This window comes from Mycobacterium kyogaense (assembly GCF_036946525.1).
GTDB classification, from domain to species: domain Bacteria; phylum Actinomycetota; class Actinomycetes; order Mycobacteriales; family Mycobacteriaceae; genus Mycobacterium; species Mycobacterium kyogaense_A.
On record NZ_JAQIIY010000024.1, the window covers coordinates 1 to 16,612 of the forward strand.

Annotated in this window: 21 protein-coding genes and 1 pseudogene; 9 read left to right on the forward strand and 13 right to left on the reverse strand. The window is 68.5% G+C overall.

Annotated elements, in window-relative coordinates:
* Positions 1-503 (reverse strand): LLM class flavin-dependent oxidoreductase (locus PGN37_RS19880; protein WP_335332724.1); only part of this gene is annotated, 503 nt, incomplete at its 3' end.
* A gap of 71 nt (positions 504-574) precedes the next feature.
* Between PGN37_RS19880 and PGN37_RS19885 the strand changes: the two genes are divergently transcribed.
* Both PGN37_RS19885 and PGN37_RS19890 read left to right on the forward strand, forming a co-directional pair.
* Positions 575-1,153: a TIGR03086 family metal-binding protein gene (locus PGN37_RS19885; RefSeq protein WP_335332839.1), complete on the forward strand. Its 579-nt coding sequence runs from the start codon at positions 575-577 to the stop codon at positions 1,151-1,153.
* A gap of 38 nt (positions 1,154-1,191) precedes the next feature.
* Positions 1,192-2,196 (forward strand): PHP domain-containing protein, encoded by a 1,005-nt coding sequence (locus tag PGN37_RS19890; protein WP_335332725.1) that lies wholly within the window; start codon positions 1,192-1,194, stop codon positions 2,194-2,196.
* Between the two features lie 3 nt (positions 2,197-2,199).
* Here PGN37_RS19890 and dinB read toward each other — a convergent pair whose 3' ends face one another.
* Together dinB and PGN37_RS19900 are read right to left on the reverse strand one after the other, a co-directional pair.
* A complete protein-coding gene (gene dinB, locus PGN37_RS19895) occupies positions 2,200-3,414 on the reverse strand; it encodes a DNA polymerase IV (RefSeq protein WP_335332726.1) in 1,215 nt (404 codons plus the stop codon).
* A 48-nt stretch (positions 3,415-3,462) separates the two neighbouring features.
* A complete protein-coding gene (locus tag PGN37_RS19900; RefSeq protein ID WP_335332727.1) occupies positions 3,463-4,104 on the reverse strand; it encodes a TetR/AcrR family transcriptional regulator in 642 nt (213 codons plus the stop codon).
* Between the two features lie 76 nt (positions 4,105-4,180).
* On the opposite strand from PGN37_RS19900, the pseudogene PGN37_RS19905 reads away from it, so the two are divergent.
* Positions 4,181-5,658: pseudogene (locus PGN37_RS19905) on the forward strand (flavin-containing monooxygenase).
* A 14-nt stretch (positions 5,659-5,672) separates the two neighbouring features.
* Here the strand turns inward: PGN37_RS19905 and rraA are convergent.
* From rraA to PGN37_RS19935, 6 genes are all read right to left on the reverse strand, one after another.
* Entirely contained in the window at positions 5,673-6,152 is a 480-nt protein-coding gene (rraA, locus tag PGN37_RS19910; protein WP_335332840.1) for a ribonuclease E activity regulator RraA, read from the reverse strand.
* A gap of 45 nt (positions 6,153-6,197) precedes the next feature.
* Entirely contained in the window at positions 6,198-6,647 is a 450-nt protein-coding gene (locus PGN37_RS19915) for a histone H1-like repetitive region-containing protein (protein WP_335332728.1), read from the reverse strand.
* 76 nt (positions 6,648-6,723) lie between these two features.
* Complete coding sequence (locus tag PGN37_RS19920) at positions 6,724-7,647, reverse strand: CopD family protein (RefSeq protein WP_335332729.1); 924 nt, start codon at positions 7,645-7,647, stop codon at positions 6,724-6,726.
* Positions 7,644-8,219, reverse strand: coding sequence for a copper resistance CopC family protein (locus tag PGN37_RS19925; RefSeq protein ID WP_335332730.1), 576 nt, complete (start codon positions 8,217-8,219; stop codon positions 7,644-7,646). The genes PGN37_RS19920 and PGN37_RS19925 overlap by 4 nt, the downstream gene beginning before the upstream one ends.
* Positions 8,220-8,260: 41 nt before the next feature.
* The gene (locus PGN37_RS19930; RefSeq protein WP_335332731.1) at positions 8,261-8,779 is read right to left on the reverse strand and encodes a hypothetical protein; all 519 of its coding nucleotides are present in this window, start codon (positions 8,777-8,779) and stop codon (positions 8,261-8,263) included.
* A 5-nt stretch (positions 8,780-8,784) separates the two neighbouring features.
* A complete protein-coding gene (locus tag PGN37_RS19935; RefSeq protein ID WP_335332732.1) occupies positions 8,785-9,441 on the reverse strand; it encodes a DUF6474 family protein in 657 nt (218 codons plus the stop codon).
* Between the two features lie 151 nt (positions 9,442-9,592).
* Here PGN37_RS19935 and PGN37_RS19940 point away from each other — a divergent pair, with 151 nt between their 5' ends.
* The 3 genes from PGN37_RS19940 (at position 9,593) to PGN37_RS19950 (ending at position 12,237) form a co-directional block, all read left to right on the forward strand.
* Positions 9,593-10,498: a hypothetical protein gene (locus tag PGN37_RS19940; protein WP_335332733.1), complete on the forward strand. Its 906-nt coding sequence runs from the start codon at positions 9,593-9,595 to the stop codon at positions 10,496-10,498.
* Positions 10,499-10,591: 93 nt separating this feature from the next.
* The gene (locus PGN37_RS19945; protein WP_335332734.1) at positions 10,592-11,083 is read left to right on the forward strand and encodes an ImmA/IrrE family metallo-endopeptidase; all 492 of its coding nucleotides are present in this window, start codon (positions 10,592-10,594) and stop codon (positions 11,081-11,083) included.
* Positions 11,080-12,237, forward strand: coding sequence for a hypothetical protein (locus tag PGN37_RS19950; protein ID WP_335332735.1), 1,158 nt, complete (start codon positions 11,080-11,082; stop codon positions 12,235-12,237). Before PGN37_RS19945 ends, PGN37_RS19950 begins: the two co-directional genes overlap by 4 nt.
* Before the next feature lie 6 nt (positions 12,238-12,243).
* Here PGN37_RS19950 and PGN37_RS19955 read toward each other — a convergent pair whose 3' ends face one another.
* The 3 genes from PGN37_RS19955 to sodN all read right to left on the reverse strand — a co-directional run bounded on the left by PGN37_RS19955 (position 12,244) and on the right by sodN (position 14,241).
* On the reverse strand, positions 12,244-12,642 hold the full coding sequence (locus tag PGN37_RS19955) for a helix-turn-helix domain-containing protein (RefSeq protein WP_046363341.1): 399 nt from the start codon (positions 12,640-12,642) through the stop codon (positions 12,244-12,246).
* A 460-nt stretch (positions 12,643-13,102) separates the two neighbouring features.
* Complete coding sequence (locus tag PGN37_RS19960) at positions 13,103-13,636, reverse strand: peptidase (RefSeq protein WP_335332736.1); 534 nt, start codon at positions 13,634-13,636, stop codon at positions 13,103-13,105.
* 170 nt (positions 13,637-13,806) lie between these two features.
* A complete protein-coding gene (gene sodN / locus PGN37_RS19965) occupies positions 13,807-14,241 on the reverse strand; it encodes a superoxide dismutase, Ni (RefSeq protein WP_335332737.1) in 435 nt (144 codons plus the stop codon).
* Between the two features lie 23 nt (positions 14,242-14,264).
* Between sodN and PGN37_RS19970 the strand changes: the two genes are divergently transcribed.
* Positions 14,265-14,612 carry a S26 family signal peptidase gene (locus tag PGN37_RS19970; protein ID WP_442932968.1) on the forward strand — a complete coding sequence of 116 codons (348 nt, stop codon included), beginning with the start codon at positions 14,265-14,267 and terminating at the stop codon, positions 14,610-14,612.
* Position 14,613: 1 nt separating this feature from the next.
* Here the strand turns inward: PGN37_RS19970 and PGN37_RS19975 are convergent, their stop codons facing one another.
* Positions 14,614-14,772, reverse strand: a complete 159-nt coding sequence (locus PGN37_RS19975) for a hypothetical protein (protein ID WP_335332738.1) — start codon at positions 14,770-14,772, stop codon at positions 14,614-14,616.
* 384 nt (positions 14,773-15,156) lie between these two features.
* On the opposite strand from PGN37_RS19975, the gene PGN37_RS19980 reads away from it, so the two are divergent.
* Together PGN37_RS19980 and PGN37_RS19985 are read left to right on the forward strand one after the other, a co-directional pair.
* A complete protein-coding gene (locus PGN37_RS19980; protein WP_335332739.1) occupies positions 15,157-15,507 on the forward strand; it encodes a rhodanese-like domain-containing protein in 351 nt (116 codons plus the stop codon).
* A 70-nt stretch (positions 15,508-15,577) separates the two neighbouring features.
* Positions 15,578-16,609 (forward strand): DUF4328 domain-containing protein, encoded by a 1,032-nt coding sequence (locus tag PGN37_RS19985; RefSeq protein WP_335332740.1) that lies wholly within the window; start codon positions 15,578-15,580, stop codon positions 16,607-16,609.
* Positions 16,610-16,612 lie beyond the last annotated feature (3 nt).

Below are 16,612 nucleotides of genomic sequence, written 5' to 3' on the forward strand. Positions count from 1 at the left end.
TGCGGCTGCTGGGGGCCCTTCGGCTCGTTGCGGGCATCCTTGAGCTGGTAGAACCGGCCGTCGAAGGTCGTGGTCTCCTGGGATAGGAGACCCGTGAGCACCTGGCAGGCCTCCTCGAAACGATCGAACCGTTCCTTGATGCTGCCGAGCTCGATGCCGTAGGCGCCGGATTCCTCTTCGTTCCAGCCGGCGCCGATACCGAGCTCGAGTCGGCCGTTGGAGACGATGTCGAGTGCGGAGGCCATGTTGGCGAGCACGGCTGGGTGCCGGTAGTGGATGCCGGTGACGAGCACGCCGACACGCAATCGGGTGGTCGCCTGGGCGAGGGCGGTCAGTGTGATCCACCCCTCCAGGCAGGGGCCGGTCGAGTCGGAGAAGATCGGATAGAAGTGGTCGAAGGTCCAGCCGGATTCGAAGACATCGATGTCATCGGCGGCCTTCCAGACCGCGAGCATGTCGGACCAGGCGGTGTTCTGCGGGGACGTCTTGAAAGCGAATCTCACTGTGCCGACTCTAGGACGAATTCCTGGAGATGCGCCGATGAGTTCGGCAGACGATCAAAGTCAGCATGCACATGATCGATATGACCTCAGCGTGTGCGGGCACGGCGGATCTGGTGCGGACCCTTCGTGACGGTCAGTTGACGGGGCCGACGCCATGTTCGGAGATGAGCGTGGCGGCGTTGGTGTCGCATCTGGGCGGGCTGGCGGCGGCGTTCACCGCGGCGGCGCGGAAGGACTTCTGCGAGCTGACCGACTCGCCGCCGGAGGTGAGTGATCGGCTCGACGACGGCTGGCGGACGTCGTACCCGGAGCGGCTGACGGAGATGGCAGCGTCGTGGGGCGAGCCCGCGGCGTGGGAGGGGATGTCTCGCGCCGGCGGCGTGGACTTCCCGGCCGAGGTCGGCGGGAGAATCGCGCTGACCGAGGTCGTCGTGCACGGGTGGGATCTGGCGCGAGCCACCGGTCGACCGTATGAGGTGGACGACGACGTCCTGCGCGCGGTGCTGCCGCACGTGACGGAATTCGCGTCGGGGCCGCCGGTCGAGGGGCTCTTCGCCGCGGCAGTTCCGGTGAATGATGATGCACCCCTGCTGGATCGGGTGGTGGCGCTCACTGGACGGGACCCCGCCTGGACGCCCCGAGGGTCTTGACAGGAATTACTGCCCTGCCCTGCGGGCACACTGAGGGCATGGATCCGGTCACTGCCCTGCGCCAGATCGCCTACTACAAGGACCGCGCCCGCGACGACCCGCGCCGAGTGATGGCCTACCGCAACGCCGCCGACGTCGTCGAGGCGCTCACCGACGCCCAGCGTGAGAAGCATGGCGCCGCGAACAGCTGGCAATCGCTCCCGCGGATCGGACCCAAGACCGCCAAGGTCATCGCCCAGGCCTGGGCGGGGCAGGAACCCGACGTGCTGGTCGAGTTGCGCGAGTCCGCCGCAGATCTCGGCGGCGGCGAGATCCGTGCCGCCCTGCGCGGCGATCTCCACGTGCACTCGAACTGGTCCGACGGGTCGGCGCCCATCGAGGAGATGATGCTGGCCGCCCGCGACCTCGGGCACGAGTACTGCGCGCTGACCGACCACTCGCCACGCCTCAAGATCGCCAACGGCCTGTCGCCCGAACGGCTGAGACACCAGTTGGACGTCATCGACGAGCTCCGCGAAAGTGTCGCTCCCATGCGCATTCTCACCGGCATCGAGGTCGACATCCTCGAAGACGGCTCACTCGATCAGGAGCCCGAATTGCTCGAGCGGCTCGACGTCGTCGTGGCGAGCGTGCACTCCAAGCTCGCGATGGACGCCCCCGCGATGACCCGGCGCATGATCAAAGCCGTCACCAACCCGCACGCCGACATCCTCGGCCACTGCACCGGACGGCTGGTCACCGGCGGACGAGGAATGCGCCCCGAGAGCACCTTCGACGCCGACTCCGTGTTCACCGCGTGCCGCGATGCCGGTACCGCGGTCGAAATCAACTCACGACCGGAGCGCCGGGATCCGCCGACCCGGCTGCTCACCCTCGCGATGGACATCGGCTGCGTGTTCTCCATCGACACCGACTCCCACGCACCTGGCCAGCTCGACTTCCTGGGCTACGGCGCCCAACGCGCCCTCGACGCCGGGCTGGCCGCCGAACGCATCGTGAACACCTGGGACGCAGACACTCTGCTGGACTGGACTCGCGCATGACCGTCAGTCGGGCAGCATCGGCATCTCCACTCCTGTGTCCCTGCCGACCAGCACACCTCGGGTGACTGCCGCGTTGCCGTAGCGACCCCGCACCCGGTCGATCGCCGCGTCGATGCTCGAGCTGTCGGCGACGAGATCGGCATGCGTGAACGGCAGCTCCATCTGCTGCGCGCCGTCGCGATCGATGTTGCAGACCGCGAAGCCCACCAACGTCAGACCGCGCGCCGCGATCAGTGGCGCCGCAGCCGCCACCAGTGCCCGCGCCGCCTGCAGAATCGCATCTGTCGACGCCGTGGCCAGCGGCAGCGTGTGCGAACGGGTGACCCGGCCGAAATCGTCGAACCGCAGGCGCAGGACCACCGTGCGTCCCGTTCGGTCGGCGGCGCGCATGCGCCGGGTGATCCGGTCGACCAGGTTGACGACGACCGCATCCACCTCGGCGGGCGACATCGTGTTGCCTGCCCGCCCCAGGGCGCGCTGAGCGCCCACCGAGCGGCGCCGCTGCCCCGTCACCACCCGACGACGGTCCTGATTGTGCGCCAGTGCGAAGAGCTGGCGGCCCATCGCGCCGCCGACCATCGACCGCAGCGTGGCCTCGTTCAGCTCGGCCACGTCGGCGACCGTCTCGATGCCGTGCTCGTGCAGCTTGGCCGCGGTCTTCGCGCCGACACCCCACAGCCGACGCACCGGCAGCGGGTGGAGGAACGCGAGCTCACGGTCCGGCGGCACGAGCAGCAGACCGTCGGGCTTGGCTTCCTGGCTGGCCACCTTCGCCAGGAATTTGGTACGCGCGATGCCGACGGTGATCGGCAACCCGACCTCGTCGCGGACTCGATCCCGCAGGCCTGCGCCGATATGTACCGGGGTGCCGGACACCCGGCGCAATCCGGACACGTCGAGGAACGCCTCGTCGATCGACAGCGGTTCGACGGCCGGCGTCGTATCCCGGAACACCTCGAACACGGCCTCGCTGGCCTGCGAATACGCGGACATGCGCGGCGGCACCACGATGGCCTGCGGACACAGCGCCCGGGCCTGCCTGCCACCCATCGCGGTCCGTACACCGAACGCCTTGGCTTCGTAACTGGCCGCCAGCACCACACCGGCGCCCACGATCACCGGCTGCCCGCGCAGCGCAGGGTTGTCCCGCTGCTCGACCGACGCATAGAACGAGTCGAGATCAGCGTGGAGGATGCTGGCTTCCCCGGACACGAACACATGTTCGCATCGAGGACCGACATGACGGCCGATCCGAGGGCCGGAAAGCTAGGCCGAGTCGCCGTAGATGCTGGTCGTCCAGATGTGCACGAGGTTGTCGAGCACGCGGTGATCGGGGATCGCGGGCTGCTGGCCGGCGAACGTCGCCGCCATCACCGACTCGTTCATCAGGTTCAGCGCGGTCGCCAACTCGATCGCGGGCACCGTCACCGGCGCCGCGCCGGCGGCCCTCTCCGCCTCGATCACCGTCGCCGAATGATCGATCCAGCGCTGCATCGACTTCGCCCACATGTCGCGGGCGGCCGAGTCCGTGGTGCGGACACCCACCGTCGCCGCGCACACCGCGCGGTGAGCGCCGAAGGTGCTCACGAAGACGTCGATACCTCGGCGCCAGAATGCTCGTCGATCGGCGGGCCGGGTCGCGATCGCCTCGGCCAGCGCGGCGTCGGCCTCGGCGATCACGCGCTCGAGCAGGGTCAGCAGGACCGCATCCTTGGAAGGAAAGTAGAAGTAGAACGTGGGCCGTGAGATCCCGGCGCCCTTGGCGAGGTCGTCGACGGAGATCTCGGCCAGCGGGCGGTGCTCCAGCAGGCGTTCGGCGGTCTCCAGGATCGCGAGCTCCCGATCGTCACCGGACGGGCGCGAACTGCGCCGGCCGCGGCCGGTACGCGCATGGCTGGTGGTGGACACTTCCTGCACTTTACACCCTGTTGATATTATCGACGCACTGTTGACTGTCTCGACGCGGCGTTGATAACTTGCAGAGATGACAGAGTTCGTCGACGTCGTCATCGTGGGAGCCGGAATCTCCGGCATCAGCGCCGCGTGGCACGTGCAGGATCGTTGCCCCGGCACCAGCTACGTCATCCTCGAGCGGCGGGCCCACCTGGGCGGCACGTGGGGACCTGTTCCAGTACCCCGGAATCCGATCCGATTCGGACATGTTCACACTCGGATTCCGCTTCAAACCGTGGACCTCGAACAAGGCCATCGCCGACGGCCCCTCGATCATGACCTACCTCGAGGAGACCGTCGCCGAATTCGGCATCGACAAGCACATCCGCTACGGCCACACCGTCACCACCGCCGACTGGTCCGACGACGAGAACCGCTGGACGGTGACCGTCGAGCGCGACGGCGAACAGGTCGAGATCTCCGCCCGCTACCTCATGGCCTGCAGTGGTTACTACAACTACGACCAGGGCTATGCCCCGGACTTCCCCGGCGCCGAGGACTTCACCGGACCGATCGTGCACCCGCAGCACTGGCCGACCGACCTCGACTACGCCGGAAAGCGCGTCGTCATCATCGGCAGCGGTGCCACCGCAGTCACTTTGATTCCCGCCCTGGCCAATTCAGGTTCCGGACACCTGACCATGCTGCAGCGGTCGCCGACCTTCATCGCCGCACTGCCCGACGTCGACCCCTTCACCGTCGCGACCAACAAGCGCCTGCCGGCCAAGGTCGCGTACGTCCTGAACCGGTGGAAGAGCATCCTCGCCCAGTCTGCGGCAGTACCAGATCGCCCGCCGCTTCCCCGACTTCTTCCGCAAGCAACTCCTGACGATGGCCCGGCACCGGCTGCCCGAAGGGTTCGACGTCGACAAGCACTTCAACCCGCGCTACAACCCGTGGGACGAGCGAGTGTGCTTGGCGCCCAACGGAGATCTGTTCAAGACCATCCGCGCCGGCAAGGCCGACATCGTGACCGACACCATCGAGCGCTTCACCGCGACGGGTATCGCGCTGGCCTCGGGCAAGCATCTCGACGCCGACATCATCGTGACGGCAACAGGATTGAACCTCCAGCTGTTCGGCGGCGCGACGATCTCCCGCAACGGAGAAGCCCTGGTGCTCAACGAGTCGATGGCCTACAAGGGCATGATGCTGACGAACATGCCCAACATGGCGTTCACGATCGGCTACACCAACGCGTCATGGACGCTGAAGGCCGATCTGGTGTCCGAGTTCTTCTGCCGCGTCATCAATTACATGAACGACAAAGGGTATGACACCGTCGAGCCCACGCACCCCGGCAGCAGTGTCGACGAGGCGCCCCTGATGGACTTCACGCCGGGATACGTGCTGCGCGCCCTGGACTACCTGCCGAAGTCGGGCTCGCGCACGCCGTGGCGTCTCAAGCAGAATTATCTGCTCGATCTGCAGTTGATCCGCCGCGGCAAGGTCGACGACGAGGCCCTGGAGTTCACGAAACACCGTGCCGGGGTGCCGACTTCGGCGTAGCCGGGTCGAAGTGGCTATGAAGCGGATACGACGACGATCCCGTCGTCGTCGCTGTGGGCGATGTCGCCCGGAGTGAACACCACTCCACCGAACTCGACTGGCTCGTTCCGCACGCCCTCACCTGTCTTGGTGCTCTTGCGTGGATTGGTGCCCAACGCCTTGATGCCGATGTCCAGAGTGCGCAACGTCGAGGCGTCGCGCACCGCACCGTTGATGATCAGCCCGGACCAGCCGTTGGCCCGGCCCAGCTCCGCGATCAGGTCGCCCACCAACGCTGTGTGTACGGACCCGTCGCCGTCGATGACCAGCACTCCGCCGTCGCCCGGCTCCGAGAGGATCGACTTCAGCAGCGCGTTGTCCTGAAAGCAATGCACCGTGGTGATCGGGCCGGCGAACTCGGTGCGCCCGCCGAACTGGCGCATCTGCAGATCGCAGCTGCGCACGTCGGGGCCGATCTCGTCGACCAGGTCAGCGGTGGGGCGGGGGGGTGACAGTCACCGCGCCATTATGCCGTGATGACGGCGCGCAGAACCGGGGCGTCAGTCCTGGTTGCGCCGCGCGGCGAGCAGGACCACCACGAGCGCCAGGATGCCGGTGATGGCTGCGGCCGCCAGAGGTACGCGCGCCGACCGCGACTCCTCCCGAGCGGCGGGTACCGGTGCGGTGGCCGCCGAGCTCGCCGTGGCAACTGTCGACTTCGCCTGCGCGGCAACTTCTTTGGCTGCGGCGGTCAAGGCGTCGTCGCCCAGGGGAGGGGAGATCTTCTTGGCGGGCGCCTTCTTCGCCGGAGCTTTCTCGGCGGGTGCTTTCTTCGCGGGAGCCTTCTTGGCCGCCACCTTCTTTGCAGGCACCTTTTTGGCGGGCGCTTTCTTCGCGGGCGCTTTCTTCGCAGGTGCCTTTTTGGCAGGCGTCTTCTTGGCGGGCGCCTTCGCCGGATCGTCGGGAGACGTGGCATCCGACCGGTCTTCGGGCCGATCCGACTGCTCCATGTCACCGCTCCTTCGACTGTCCAGGCGTGCGCGTCAATTCATCATGCCAGGCGGGCCGTCGCGACCCGCTGCCGTGTCAGCCGGTCACCGCGAGCGTCGCCGCGGCGGCCAGCGTCACCGCCATCAGCCCCAGCTCGGTGTAGGCGCGGCTGCGCGAGAGCACAGCGCTGGAGCGGTGGGCACGCGCATCGGGCAACCAGGACGCACGGTTACGCCAGGCCAACACCAGCAGGACCGCTGTGAGCGCCAGTTTGGCGCAGAGCACCCTTCCCCACCCGGTGGTGACGAGGTCGATCGGCGTCTGCAGCACCGCCAGGCCCGCGACCGCGCCACCGACGAGCAGGACGCCGACGCTGCCCAGCGACAGCGCAGAGAACCGCGGCAGCACTCGTGCCCACTGGCCGCGATGCGACACCGTCAGCACCAGCGCGGCAAGCGCACCACACCAGAGCGCGGCCGCGAGTGAATGCACCGCGACGGCGATGCCGCCCAGCGCCTCCTCACCGAGATGTCCCGTCAGCGGATGGCCCACCACACCGATCGCCGCCACACCTGCGGTGGCGGCTGCCACCGCAGCCGTCCTGGGCGCGAAGCCCGCCATGAGCCCGACCACGGCCGCGGCGGCGATCGTCACGAGAGCTGCTCGGCCCGCTGCGGTGTGCACGCTGAAGTCCCACACGGTGCGCAGGCCGACATCGGCCACGCTGCGGCCCGCGGCCTCCGCGGTCGCCACCACGAGCCGCACCACTTCGGCTGCCACCCACACCGCCGAGGCCGCCAGCAGGGGCGCCGTGCCGCGGCGCAGCAGCTCGTCGCGGTAGCGCGGACCATCGAGTGCCGGGACCACGGTCAGCCCCGCGGTCACCACGGCGGCGCCGTCGGCCACCGCGCGGACCAGCGCGGCCGACAGCGACGCCCCCGGGAACGCCAGCGCCCAGGCCAGGACGCACGCCGCGACGGTGACGAGCAGACCACCCGCCACCGCCCGGCCGTGCGTCACGACCTGCGACGTACCGCCCACACCGCGCCCGCAGCCACCACGGCGACCGCGCCGACCGCGAACGGCCACGCGGGCAGTCCCGCCGGCGGTGGGGAGGCCGGCGCAGCCTGCGTGGTGGCCGGTGCCTCAGATGCGGCTGACGCCGTCGGGGTGGCCACAGCCGCGGTGGCGCCGGTCGTGACCTGGAAGGGCCACGAACCGGTCACGACGTGACCGTCCGCCGAGGTCGCGCGGTAGTTGACGGTGTAGGTGCCCGCAGGTCCGCCGGGACGGACCCCGATGCTGATCACTGCGCCGTCGACGGTCGGCGTCCCGTCGGCCCACTGAGTGCCGTCCGGGCCGACCACCGTCATCGCGGCGAACTCGGGTTGCATCGTCTCGTTGAACGTCGCGCTGACCCGGGCGGGAACCTGGGCCAGGACGGCGTTGTCAGCGGGGTCGCCGGCCAAGCGAGCGGCGTGCGCCCACGCCGGACCGGCGCTGATCAGCGCGGTCAGGACGAGGGCCAGCGCCGTCGCTCCCACCGCGAGAAGGTGGGCACGCCGGGGCCGCCCACGGTGAACTGCATCCATTCGGTTGTCTGCTTCCTGTGTCGAATCTGTCGGGGTCGAGGTCAGCCCACGACGGGCGGACCCCGATGCGACATCGACGTGGTGAGCAGGAGCTCCGCGTACAGCGGTTGGTCACCGGGAGTGAGAATCCGTGCGGGCGAGGCGAATTCCGTCGCACCCGCCGGGGCAGACGCGCGCCGCACGACGCGGACGAGCATGCGGCACAGCCGCTCCCCGGTGGTGATCAGCAGCGCGCCCAGGGTGACCGCGCCGAGGTGTGCGACCACCATCGCCCAGGACGGCGAGGCCGCAGTGTGAGGATGGCCGACCGCGAGCACAGCGTGGCCCGCGAGTTGCCCCGCCGTCAGCAGCACCCCCATCGCGGCGACACCGGCCGTGCGGGGTATCGCCACGGCCGCCGCACCGACCGTCACGCCGACGAGGAGCAGGCCGACCATGGCCGGTCCGACGGCGAGATGACCACCGCCGAAGGCGTGGGCGGCCAACGACAGCGCCGCCGTCACCAGTCCCGCAGCTGCACCACGCAGCAGGACCGGTTTCCGGACGGTCGCGTCGGACACGACGCTCAGGCCACGCCGAGGCGCGCCAACAGATCGGCGTCGATACCGTCGAGCTGCTGGGCGATCGCCGCATGGGCCGGCTTGCGGCGAGCGGGCGGCATGCTCTCGGCGGCAGTGACTGCGGCCGCAAGGTCGGTGAGGCGCTCGCTGATCGCCGCCGCGAACTGTTTGGTCTCCGCGTCCTTCGGCTTCTTCTCGGTCAACTGGCGCAGTGAGTGCTCGGCGCCGGCGATGCGGGCGGACAGCTCAGCGCCGTGCCCCGAGAACTGCCCGAGCTGGCTGACGGGAATGCCGAGGCGATCGGCGCGACGCTCGTCGATCAACCCCCGCGCCGAGATCGACGCGCGGTACACCAGCGGGATGACGACCGGCGCCAGCAGACGAGACACCGTCAACGCCCTGCGAATCTTGGTGGGAGTGAACAGCTTTCCCTCGCGCGCGGCCTTCAGCTGAGTCTCGGCGACCTTCAGCGCGGTGCGGTCGCTGTCCCGCTGGGCGCGCAGCTGCGCCCGCAACGCCTTCGCTGTGGCCTTCTGTTCGGCCTTGAAGCGTCGCACCTCGTTCTTCGCCGAGAGCTTGGCCTCGAGCTTCGCTTTGGCCCTGATCGCCCGTCTCTCGGCTCTCCGGGTCGCACGGGACTTACGTCGCTTGAACAGACTCATCCGTGGGCCCTCTCCACTCTCTCGTCGGCGCTGCCCCACACTATCGTTCGCCCCTGGTGGTCAACCGCCTGGAGGGCTGCGACTGCTGTGCGAGAATCGAGCCTCACCTGGGCCCCATCTCCAGCCCGACGCCCGGGAAGGTGGTGACGACGTGGGTGCGCGAGCGCGCAGTGCCGTAGCAGCCGGCCTGACCATCGGCGGGCTGTGGCTCGGTGGCGTCGGAGCGACCGCGTCGGCAGAACCCGTCGACGGGTCGAGGCCTGCGACCTCCGGTGAACCCTCCGAGGACCCGCCCCGAGTCGCCCCGCCTTCCGCGGCCGAGGAACCGTCGGCCCGTCGGGGGATCGGCACGAAATGGCGCCGCCCCCACCGAGGCGTCCGTGACGTGGATCGAGAACCGACTGAACCCTGCTCCGACGACGGCGGGAAAGACTGCGGGCCGGGGTGGCCCTGGCCCTGGCCGTGGCCCCGTCCCGGCGATCCGGAGCCACCCGGGATCCCGGACCCGACCCCGCCCGAAAGTCACGGCGGCGTCAGCGACCGGCCCGTGGTCGCCCCGCGCCCCGGCGGGATCGGCACGTCCGGTGTCGGTGCACCCCAGACGCGCCCACCCGTCGAGCTCCCCCTCGACCCCGATGTTCTCGACGTCGTGCCCGGCGCCGGCCTGCCGGCCGCGGGAGCGGGTGCGCCGATCACGCTCCCTGTGCTGCCCGTGTTCGCGCCGGCCACCGCAGCCGGGCCGGGTGTCGCGGCCCCGCGGGTCGCGGAGGCCCCTGCGGCACCTGCCGCGCCGCCTCGTGCCGTACCCGAACCAGCACCGGCCCGGCCGGCCGAGCCGGTGGAGAACATCCTGGCCGGGTCGCCCCCACCAGCGCCGACCCGAGTGGGTTACGGCGAAACCTTGCGCACCGCAGGCACATCGCAGCTGGCTGCACTCGCGCTGCCCGGCGTTGCCGGCATCGTGATCCTGACCGCAGCCGGCGGCGTGCTCGGGTACCGCCAGGCCAGGGCGGGCCAGGCGGTCCGGGCTCGCGGTACGGCGCGATTCATGAACTGAGACGATATGCGTGCCGGCGCGAGGTAACCGGCGCATAGTAAAGAAGTCGGAGTGGGGTCCGAACGGGCGAAGAGGGTCGAAAGGGGGGAAGCGATGCCTGCGAGCCGACGAGTCACCCGTGCGGTGGGGGAGGTCCTCGATCTGGCCCCGCGACGCGGTGAGATCACCCTGCCGCGGTTGGTCCAGGCGGTCAGCGAGCACCGGGGCCGCACGATCGAGCTGACCACGGCCGAACTCCCGCCTGGTGTGTGCGGTCAGTGGCGGCAATACGCCGATCATGACGTGTTCTTGATCCAGCAGGGCCTCCCCGCCTGGGATCGGACCCTCGCCCACGAACTGGGCCACCTCGTTCTCGGCCACGAAGGCATCCCCGTGACGCAGGCGGCGAGGGACAACACCGAAGTCGCCAGCTCAGAACTGATCGGGTACATGCTCAATCAGCGCACCGGGTGCATGGGACCCGCGGGGGAGGACGCCGAGCAGGAGGCGGAGGACTTCGCCGCACTGCTCATCTACCGGCTGGGGCGGTTGCCGTCAGATCGGTCGTCCATCGTCCAGGTGCGTCTCGGAGAGGCGTTTGGTTGATCGTCTGGGTCATCGCCGGTCTCCTGGGATTGGCGACCGGACTTCGCATCGGGTGGGCGCTGGTCAACAAGCAGTCCCTGGTCAGCACCGCGATGATTCTGGCTTTGGGCAGCCTCGGGGTGGTGGCAGCGCTCAACTGGCAGCCGTTGGCGTTGCTGATCGACACGCTTCTGCACTGGCCCAACATCGCGATGGGGTTCAGCCAGGTGGCGTTGATCTCCTGTGCCGCGGGCAGCTGCGTGATGATCACGACGGTCTCGAGCAATCGGTCGCCCACGGCGGCGAAGAAGATCGCGATGGTGCAGTACGGCGTCGCGGGGGCGATCGCGGTGGCCAGCCTCGCGGTGTTCTTCTCCGCGGGCCGCGGCACCGAAATGGCGCCACAGGAGTACCTGCGCCGCAGCCTCGCCGGCGACGGCGCTTCGCTGCCGTGGCTGCTGCCGCTGCTCTACGTGATGTTGGCGCTGAGTCTGGTCGCCTGGGCAGGCCTGCGGCACAGCAACCGGACCCGCCGGGGGCGAGCGTTGTTCGTGTTCACCGTCGGCATCGTCCTGATCGTCGCGGCCTCGGCGTTCTTCCTGCTGCGCGCGGTCGGTACCAGCGCATCGGTGGGAGTGGGCGCGGCGGCCACGCTACTCGGCGCCGCCATGCTGATCGTGGCGGCGGGCTCGCTGCTACCCAGTTTCGAGGACTGGTTCGGGGCGCGCCGAGAACTCCGCACCATCGGACCGATCCTGGCTGAACTGGGCCGACGTCACCCCGACGTGGGGATCGGGGTGCGTCCACGCGGACCCCTGGTGTTCCGCGTGGCAGAGCGCATGTCCCTGATCTCCGACGCGCTGTTCCTGGAGGCCACAGCCGCGGCGGGCGCCCTGCGCCGCGTCGACGCGGGCTCTGCGGGAACCGACACCGCCGACCACGACGCAGACGACGAACTCGCAGATCTCCAGCCACCCGACGCGACACCGGTAGAGCAGGCCACCGCCGTCGCGGCGTGGATCGCCGAGCAGCAGGAGTTCCCGGGAATGTCCTGGCTGCGACAGCCGGCGAGCTACTCCGACCGCGAGTGGATCCTGGAGATCGCCCGTCAGTACCGAACGCTTGAATCCGCGGGATCGCAGGCGACTCTTCGCCCGTCGAACCCGCAGGAGTGAAGAAGGCTAAACGTCGAGGTTCTCTTTGCGTCGCAGCTCATCGACCTTCTGGACGATGTCCTGCTTCGCCTCGGCGGACAGGCCGACCGTCCGGGCGGCGATGCGGCGAACACCCTCGTCCCGCATTCCGGCCAGCAGGGTCAGCTCCTTGTCGAGCTTCTCGTAGTACTCGTCGTCGGTGAAGTACGCAGGCTTGATACGGAAGAAGTTGGCAAGCGCGGCCATCGTGGCGACAGACGGATTGGTTCGGTTGCCAGAACGCAGCTGCGACAGGTAGGGCGCGGACATGGTGACGCCCTCGGCCTTGAGTGCGGCGATCACCTCAGCAGAGGTGTGCGGGCCACGTCCGGGCGGGTAGACGGTGTCGAACAAGCGGTTCAGGCGAGCGGCAAACGTGTTGCTCATCGGATTGACCTCCACATACTGACGAGCGTTGTCCAAGGGCGGTGGATTTGCTGATCATCGTAGCGACAGATGTGTCCACAACCAAGTGCAAACCACAGAAAAGTGAACCAGGGCTTACGTCGATGGCCGCCGCTGCTGGTGTGAACGGCGTAGTTGCGGTATCTGCCACGGGCGGGGCATGGTGCAGCTAGGCAAATAATAACGGCTCCGTAGCCAGCATACGTGCGGCTTTCCCGGAAGCCGGGGCTCAGGGACCGCCCTCGATGTGGCCGGCAACCACCTGCCATACGCAAAGCGAACAGTGGAAAATTTGCTGGGCATCCGAAAGGCCGCATTACGAACTGGCGTGTGAGCTGCGCTGCGCACCCGGTGATGCGCAAACCGGTCGCAACCACACCGTCACGCACGCCGCCACGGTGTCAGTAGCCAATGGCAGCGGTCGAGAAGACTTTCCGACCGGTCAGGCGGCCAGGAGCATCGCCAGAATGGCGGTATCGGGGTGGCTGATCGGATCGACGCCCACCCTGCTCACCATCGACGTCACCGTGCCGTCGGACTCGGCCTCCACCCAGGCGGCCCTGTGTTCGAGACCCAGGTGGGGCAGTCCGGGCAGCAGGACGCATCCCGACGCAGCCCCGGTGCACTCGGGCAACGACGGGGTGGTCTCCGACGGGGGGTGGAGCATCAACAGGGCGGGCGGCTGGCGCTCGGCGAAGTGTCCGGGTGCCACGGCCGCCTCGCCGACCACCGTGCCCTCCGCCAGGACGAGACCCACCGTCCCCGGTGCCGGCTCGTCGGGCAGCTCCTCCCGCGCCCCGAAGATCGTCGTCGTGGACAGAAGGCCCGGAAGCGACGCCACCCGCACCGCGACCATCAGCAGCTGGGCCCACTCCTTGGTCGAGTCGGGCCACCTTCCTGAGACGACGAAGCCCTTCAAGCACCCCCGCGAATGAAACGGTGCGATCTCGATCGCCCGACCGGACCCGAAATCCATCTCGCCTCCCGGCATCGGTGAGCAACAGCCAGACACGTCTGTGGGTCGATTCGCTCAGGATGCGGCAGCCTGCGGTAGGCGCGCAAGCGGACACGGCCGATCGATACGCCTCAGACACAAAACCGGCCCGGTCGACGAGGACCGGGCCGGTGGACGAGAGTGCGGAAGGCTCACGCAGGCGGGTAGACGCCCATCTGCTTGCCCTTGTCGGTCTGCCAGAAGATGTCGGCGATCTCGTCGATCGTCTTCAGCAGCTTCTCGGCGACGGCGGCGTCGAGCGACTTCTTGACATCGCCCGCGCCGTGAACGCCATCCCAGAACAACTGGTGCAGGTTCGGGAACTGCTCGAAGTGGTCCTTGGTGAAGAAGTCCGCCCACAGGACCATCAGGTGATGCTTGACCTCTTCTGCCTGGCGCTCCTTGATGATGATCGCGCGGGCCTTGAAGTGGTCGTCATCCGAATCGTGGTACTTCTGAATGGTTTTCAGGCACGACAGCGCCTCGATCTTGGCCTGCGCGGGGTCGTACACGCCGCAGTACAGATCGCAGTGAGCGTGGGCAGGAGTGGCATTGGAGAACACGGAGTCAAAGAGTCGATGCAGCATGGCTTTAACTTACCCTCAAGATCATGAGGCCTAACCCCGGACGGTCGGTATTTCCGCACGGCCCGCCGGTGCGCCGATTCCTGGTGGTGGAGGATTCGATGAAGCCCACTCTCCACCCCGGTGACGGCCTGCTCGCGCTGCGGTGCGGGCGTGTGCGGGCCGGCCAGCTGCGGGTGTTTCCGGACCCGTCGCGGTCGTCGCGCTATCTGGTCAAGCGAGTGGGCCAGGTGCGCCGAGACGCCGCGGGTCTGGTGTTCGAGGCGGTGTCGGACAATGCGCACGCGCCGGGGGTGGTCGACTCCCGGGTGTTCGGGTGGGTACGGGCGGACCACAGCTATCGCGTGCTGTGGACCGTGCGCCGCGGGGCGTGAGTCAGAACAGGACGATCCACGCCAGGACGACGAGCAGCACCAGCGCGATCACGCCGGCCCGCAGGCACGACATCAACTGACTGCGGGTGTACGCGCGCGACGACGACTGCCACTCCGACGGCGGAAAAGCCGAGCCCGGCCCTGTGGAAGATTGAGCCATCAGACGCTCCTCACCTGCACGTTGATGCTCCCTCCCCCACGTGCGCAGCCCAGTGACTTCTGTCACAGACGAACCATGTGATCGCGATCATAACCTCATTTGTCCTACTCGGAAGAATCGACCTCGGGACCGCTGCCGCGCACACCAAATCGTTAGGCGGCCGAGACATTTCGCTCCGTTCGTTTCCTGTACTGACCAGTAGCTGTGAATTCCCGGCGTGTTCGGCTGCGCCGTCATCCACAGACACCGTCACTGCCTCGGCAACTGTGCCCACAGCCTGTGGATAGACCTGTGGAATCTGTGGATAGCTCGGATGCAGGGACGGATTTCGCTGCCTGTGAGACGCGGTGGTGCCACACCGCGGGCTCGTGTCAGCATGGCCACATGGACCACACCGGGGTGAGGCAAGCAGGTATCGCCGAGATACCGGCCGAATTCGACCTGTCGTCGGAGGGGCCCGTCCTGCTCGACGTCCGCGAGGACGACGAGTGGCGACTGGGACATGCTCCGGGCGCGCGGCACATCCCGATGGGCGAGGTGCCGGCCCGGATGTCCGAGATCCCGGCCGACGCCGACCTGTATGTCATCTGCCATCTCGGCGGCCGGTCCCAGCGCGTTGCCGACTATTTGGCACGCAACGGCTACTCGCCGGTCAACGTCAGCGGCGGGATGGAGGCGTGGGCCGGGGCCGGTAGGCCTGTGGTGACCGATGACGGTCAGCCGGGCACCGTCTGAGTCCGGGTCCGAACGCGGGCCCGAGCACGGGTCTGATCCTGCTTTCAGGCGGCGACATTAAGCTGGCCGGATGATCCAGGTGTGCTCCCAGTGCGGGACGCGGTGGAACGTGCGCGATCGGCAGCGGGTCTGGTGCCCGCGGTGTCGCGGCACGTTGCTCGCCCCCGGGAGCTCGGCGCCCGCGCCGGAATGGGGCCGACGAGATCCTGCGCCCACCCAGCGGCGGCCCACCCCCGGTCTGCCCGCCGGATTCAGATGGGTGGCGGTGCGCCCCGGTGCACCGCCACCGCCGCGCCGTCATCGCCGTGACCTCGGCCCCACGCCCCGGTACTCCGCGATCCCGCGGTGGGGTCTCGTCGAGCACTTCGACGCCCCCGCCGACGACGAGACGGCGGTGCGCACCGGCCCGTCCCTGACCGCGGTGCAGATGACCTTGGTGACCACGGCCGCGGTCCTCGCTGCCGCTGCTTTCGTGCACCTGATCCGGTACGTCCTGCTCATCGTCAACCGCACGGTGCTGCTCAATCCGTGGGTAGCGGGCATCGCCACCTGGGGTGGGGTGGCGGCGAGCGTGGTGGCCCTGTTCACCACGGTGGCGAGCGCGCTGATGCTCACGCAGTGGTTGGTGTCCCGCAGAGCCGCCGCCTACGCCCACCACGGGCAGGAGGACCCCCGGCCGGCCTGGATGCTGCGGGTGTGCTGCCTGGTGCCGCTGGTGAACTTGTTCTGGGCGCCGGTGTTTGTGATCGAGCTTGCGCAGTTCGAGGGCCGCCAGAATTGGCTGCGTCGGCCCATCTCGGTGTGGTGGGCGGTGTGGGTGGCCAGCACAGCGGTGTCGGTGTTCTCGATCGCGACCAGCTTCACCACCGACCCGCAGGGCATCGCCGACAACACCGTCACCACGATCGTGGCGTACCTGTTCGCGGCGGGGGCGCTGCTCCTTGCGCTGCAGGTGTTCCTCGGTTTCGAACGTCAGCCGGTGGAGCGACCGTCGAAGCGGTGGTTGATGGTCGACGTGGCCGTGCAGAAACAACCGGGGAAAGTTTCCGCTGACGATCAGGCGCGTGCGGTTGAGCCCGAAGGGCAGAACCCGGCAGCATAGCGA

Coding starts and splice junctions, on each gene's coding strand:
- PGN37_RS19970 (WP_442932968.1), top strand. CDS start 14,265: ATGAGGCCTAACCCCGGACGGTCGGTATTTCCGCACGGCCCGCCGGTG.
- PGN37_RS19975 (WP_335332738.1), bottom strand. CDS start 14,772: ATGGCTCAATCTTCCACAGGGCCGGGCTCGGCTTTTCCGCCGTCGGAG.
- PGN37_RS19985 (WP_335332740.1), top strand. CDS start 15,578: ATGATCCAGGTGTGCTCCCAGTGCGGGACGCGGTGGAACGTGCGCGAT.
- PGN37_RS19925 (WP_335332730.1), bottom strand. CDS start 8,219: ATGGATGCAGTTCACCGTGGGCGGCCCCGGCGTGCCCACCTTCTCGCG.
- PGN37_RS19885 (WP_335332839.1), top strand. CDS start 575: ATGATCGATATGACCTCAGCGTGTGCGGGCACGGCGGATCTGGTGCGG.
- PGN37_RS19935 (WP_335332732.1), bottom strand. CDS start 9,441: ATGAGTCTGTTCAAGCGACGTAAGTCCCGTGCGACCCGGAGAGCCGAG.
- sodN (WP_335332737.1), bottom strand. CDS start 14,241: ATGCTGCATCGACTCTTTGACTCCGTGTTCTCCAATGCCACTCCTGCC.
- PGN37_RS19955 (WP_046363341.1), bottom strand. CDS start 12,642: ATGAGCAACACGTTTGCCGCTCGCCTGAACCGCTTGTTCGACACCGTC.
- PGN37_RS19890 (WP_335332725.1), top strand. CDS start 1,192: ATGGATCCGGTCACTGCCCTGCGCCAGATCGCCTACTACAAGGACCGC.
- PGN37_RS19960 (WP_335332736.1), bottom strand. CDS start 13,636: ATGGATTTCGGGTCCGGTCGGGCGATCGAGATCGCACCGTTTCATTCG.
- PGN37_RS19915 (WP_335332728.1), bottom strand. CDS start 6,647: ATGGAGCAGTCGGATCGGCCCGAAGACCGGTCGGATGCCACGTCTCCC.
- PGN37_RS19945 (WP_335332734.1), top strand. CDS start 10,592: ATGCCTGCGAGCCGACGAGTCACCCGTGCGGTGGGGGAGGTCCTCGAT.
- PGN37_RS19980 (WP_335332739.1), top strand. CDS start 15,157: ATGGACCACACCGGGGTGAGGCAAGCAGGTATCGCCGAGATACCGGCC.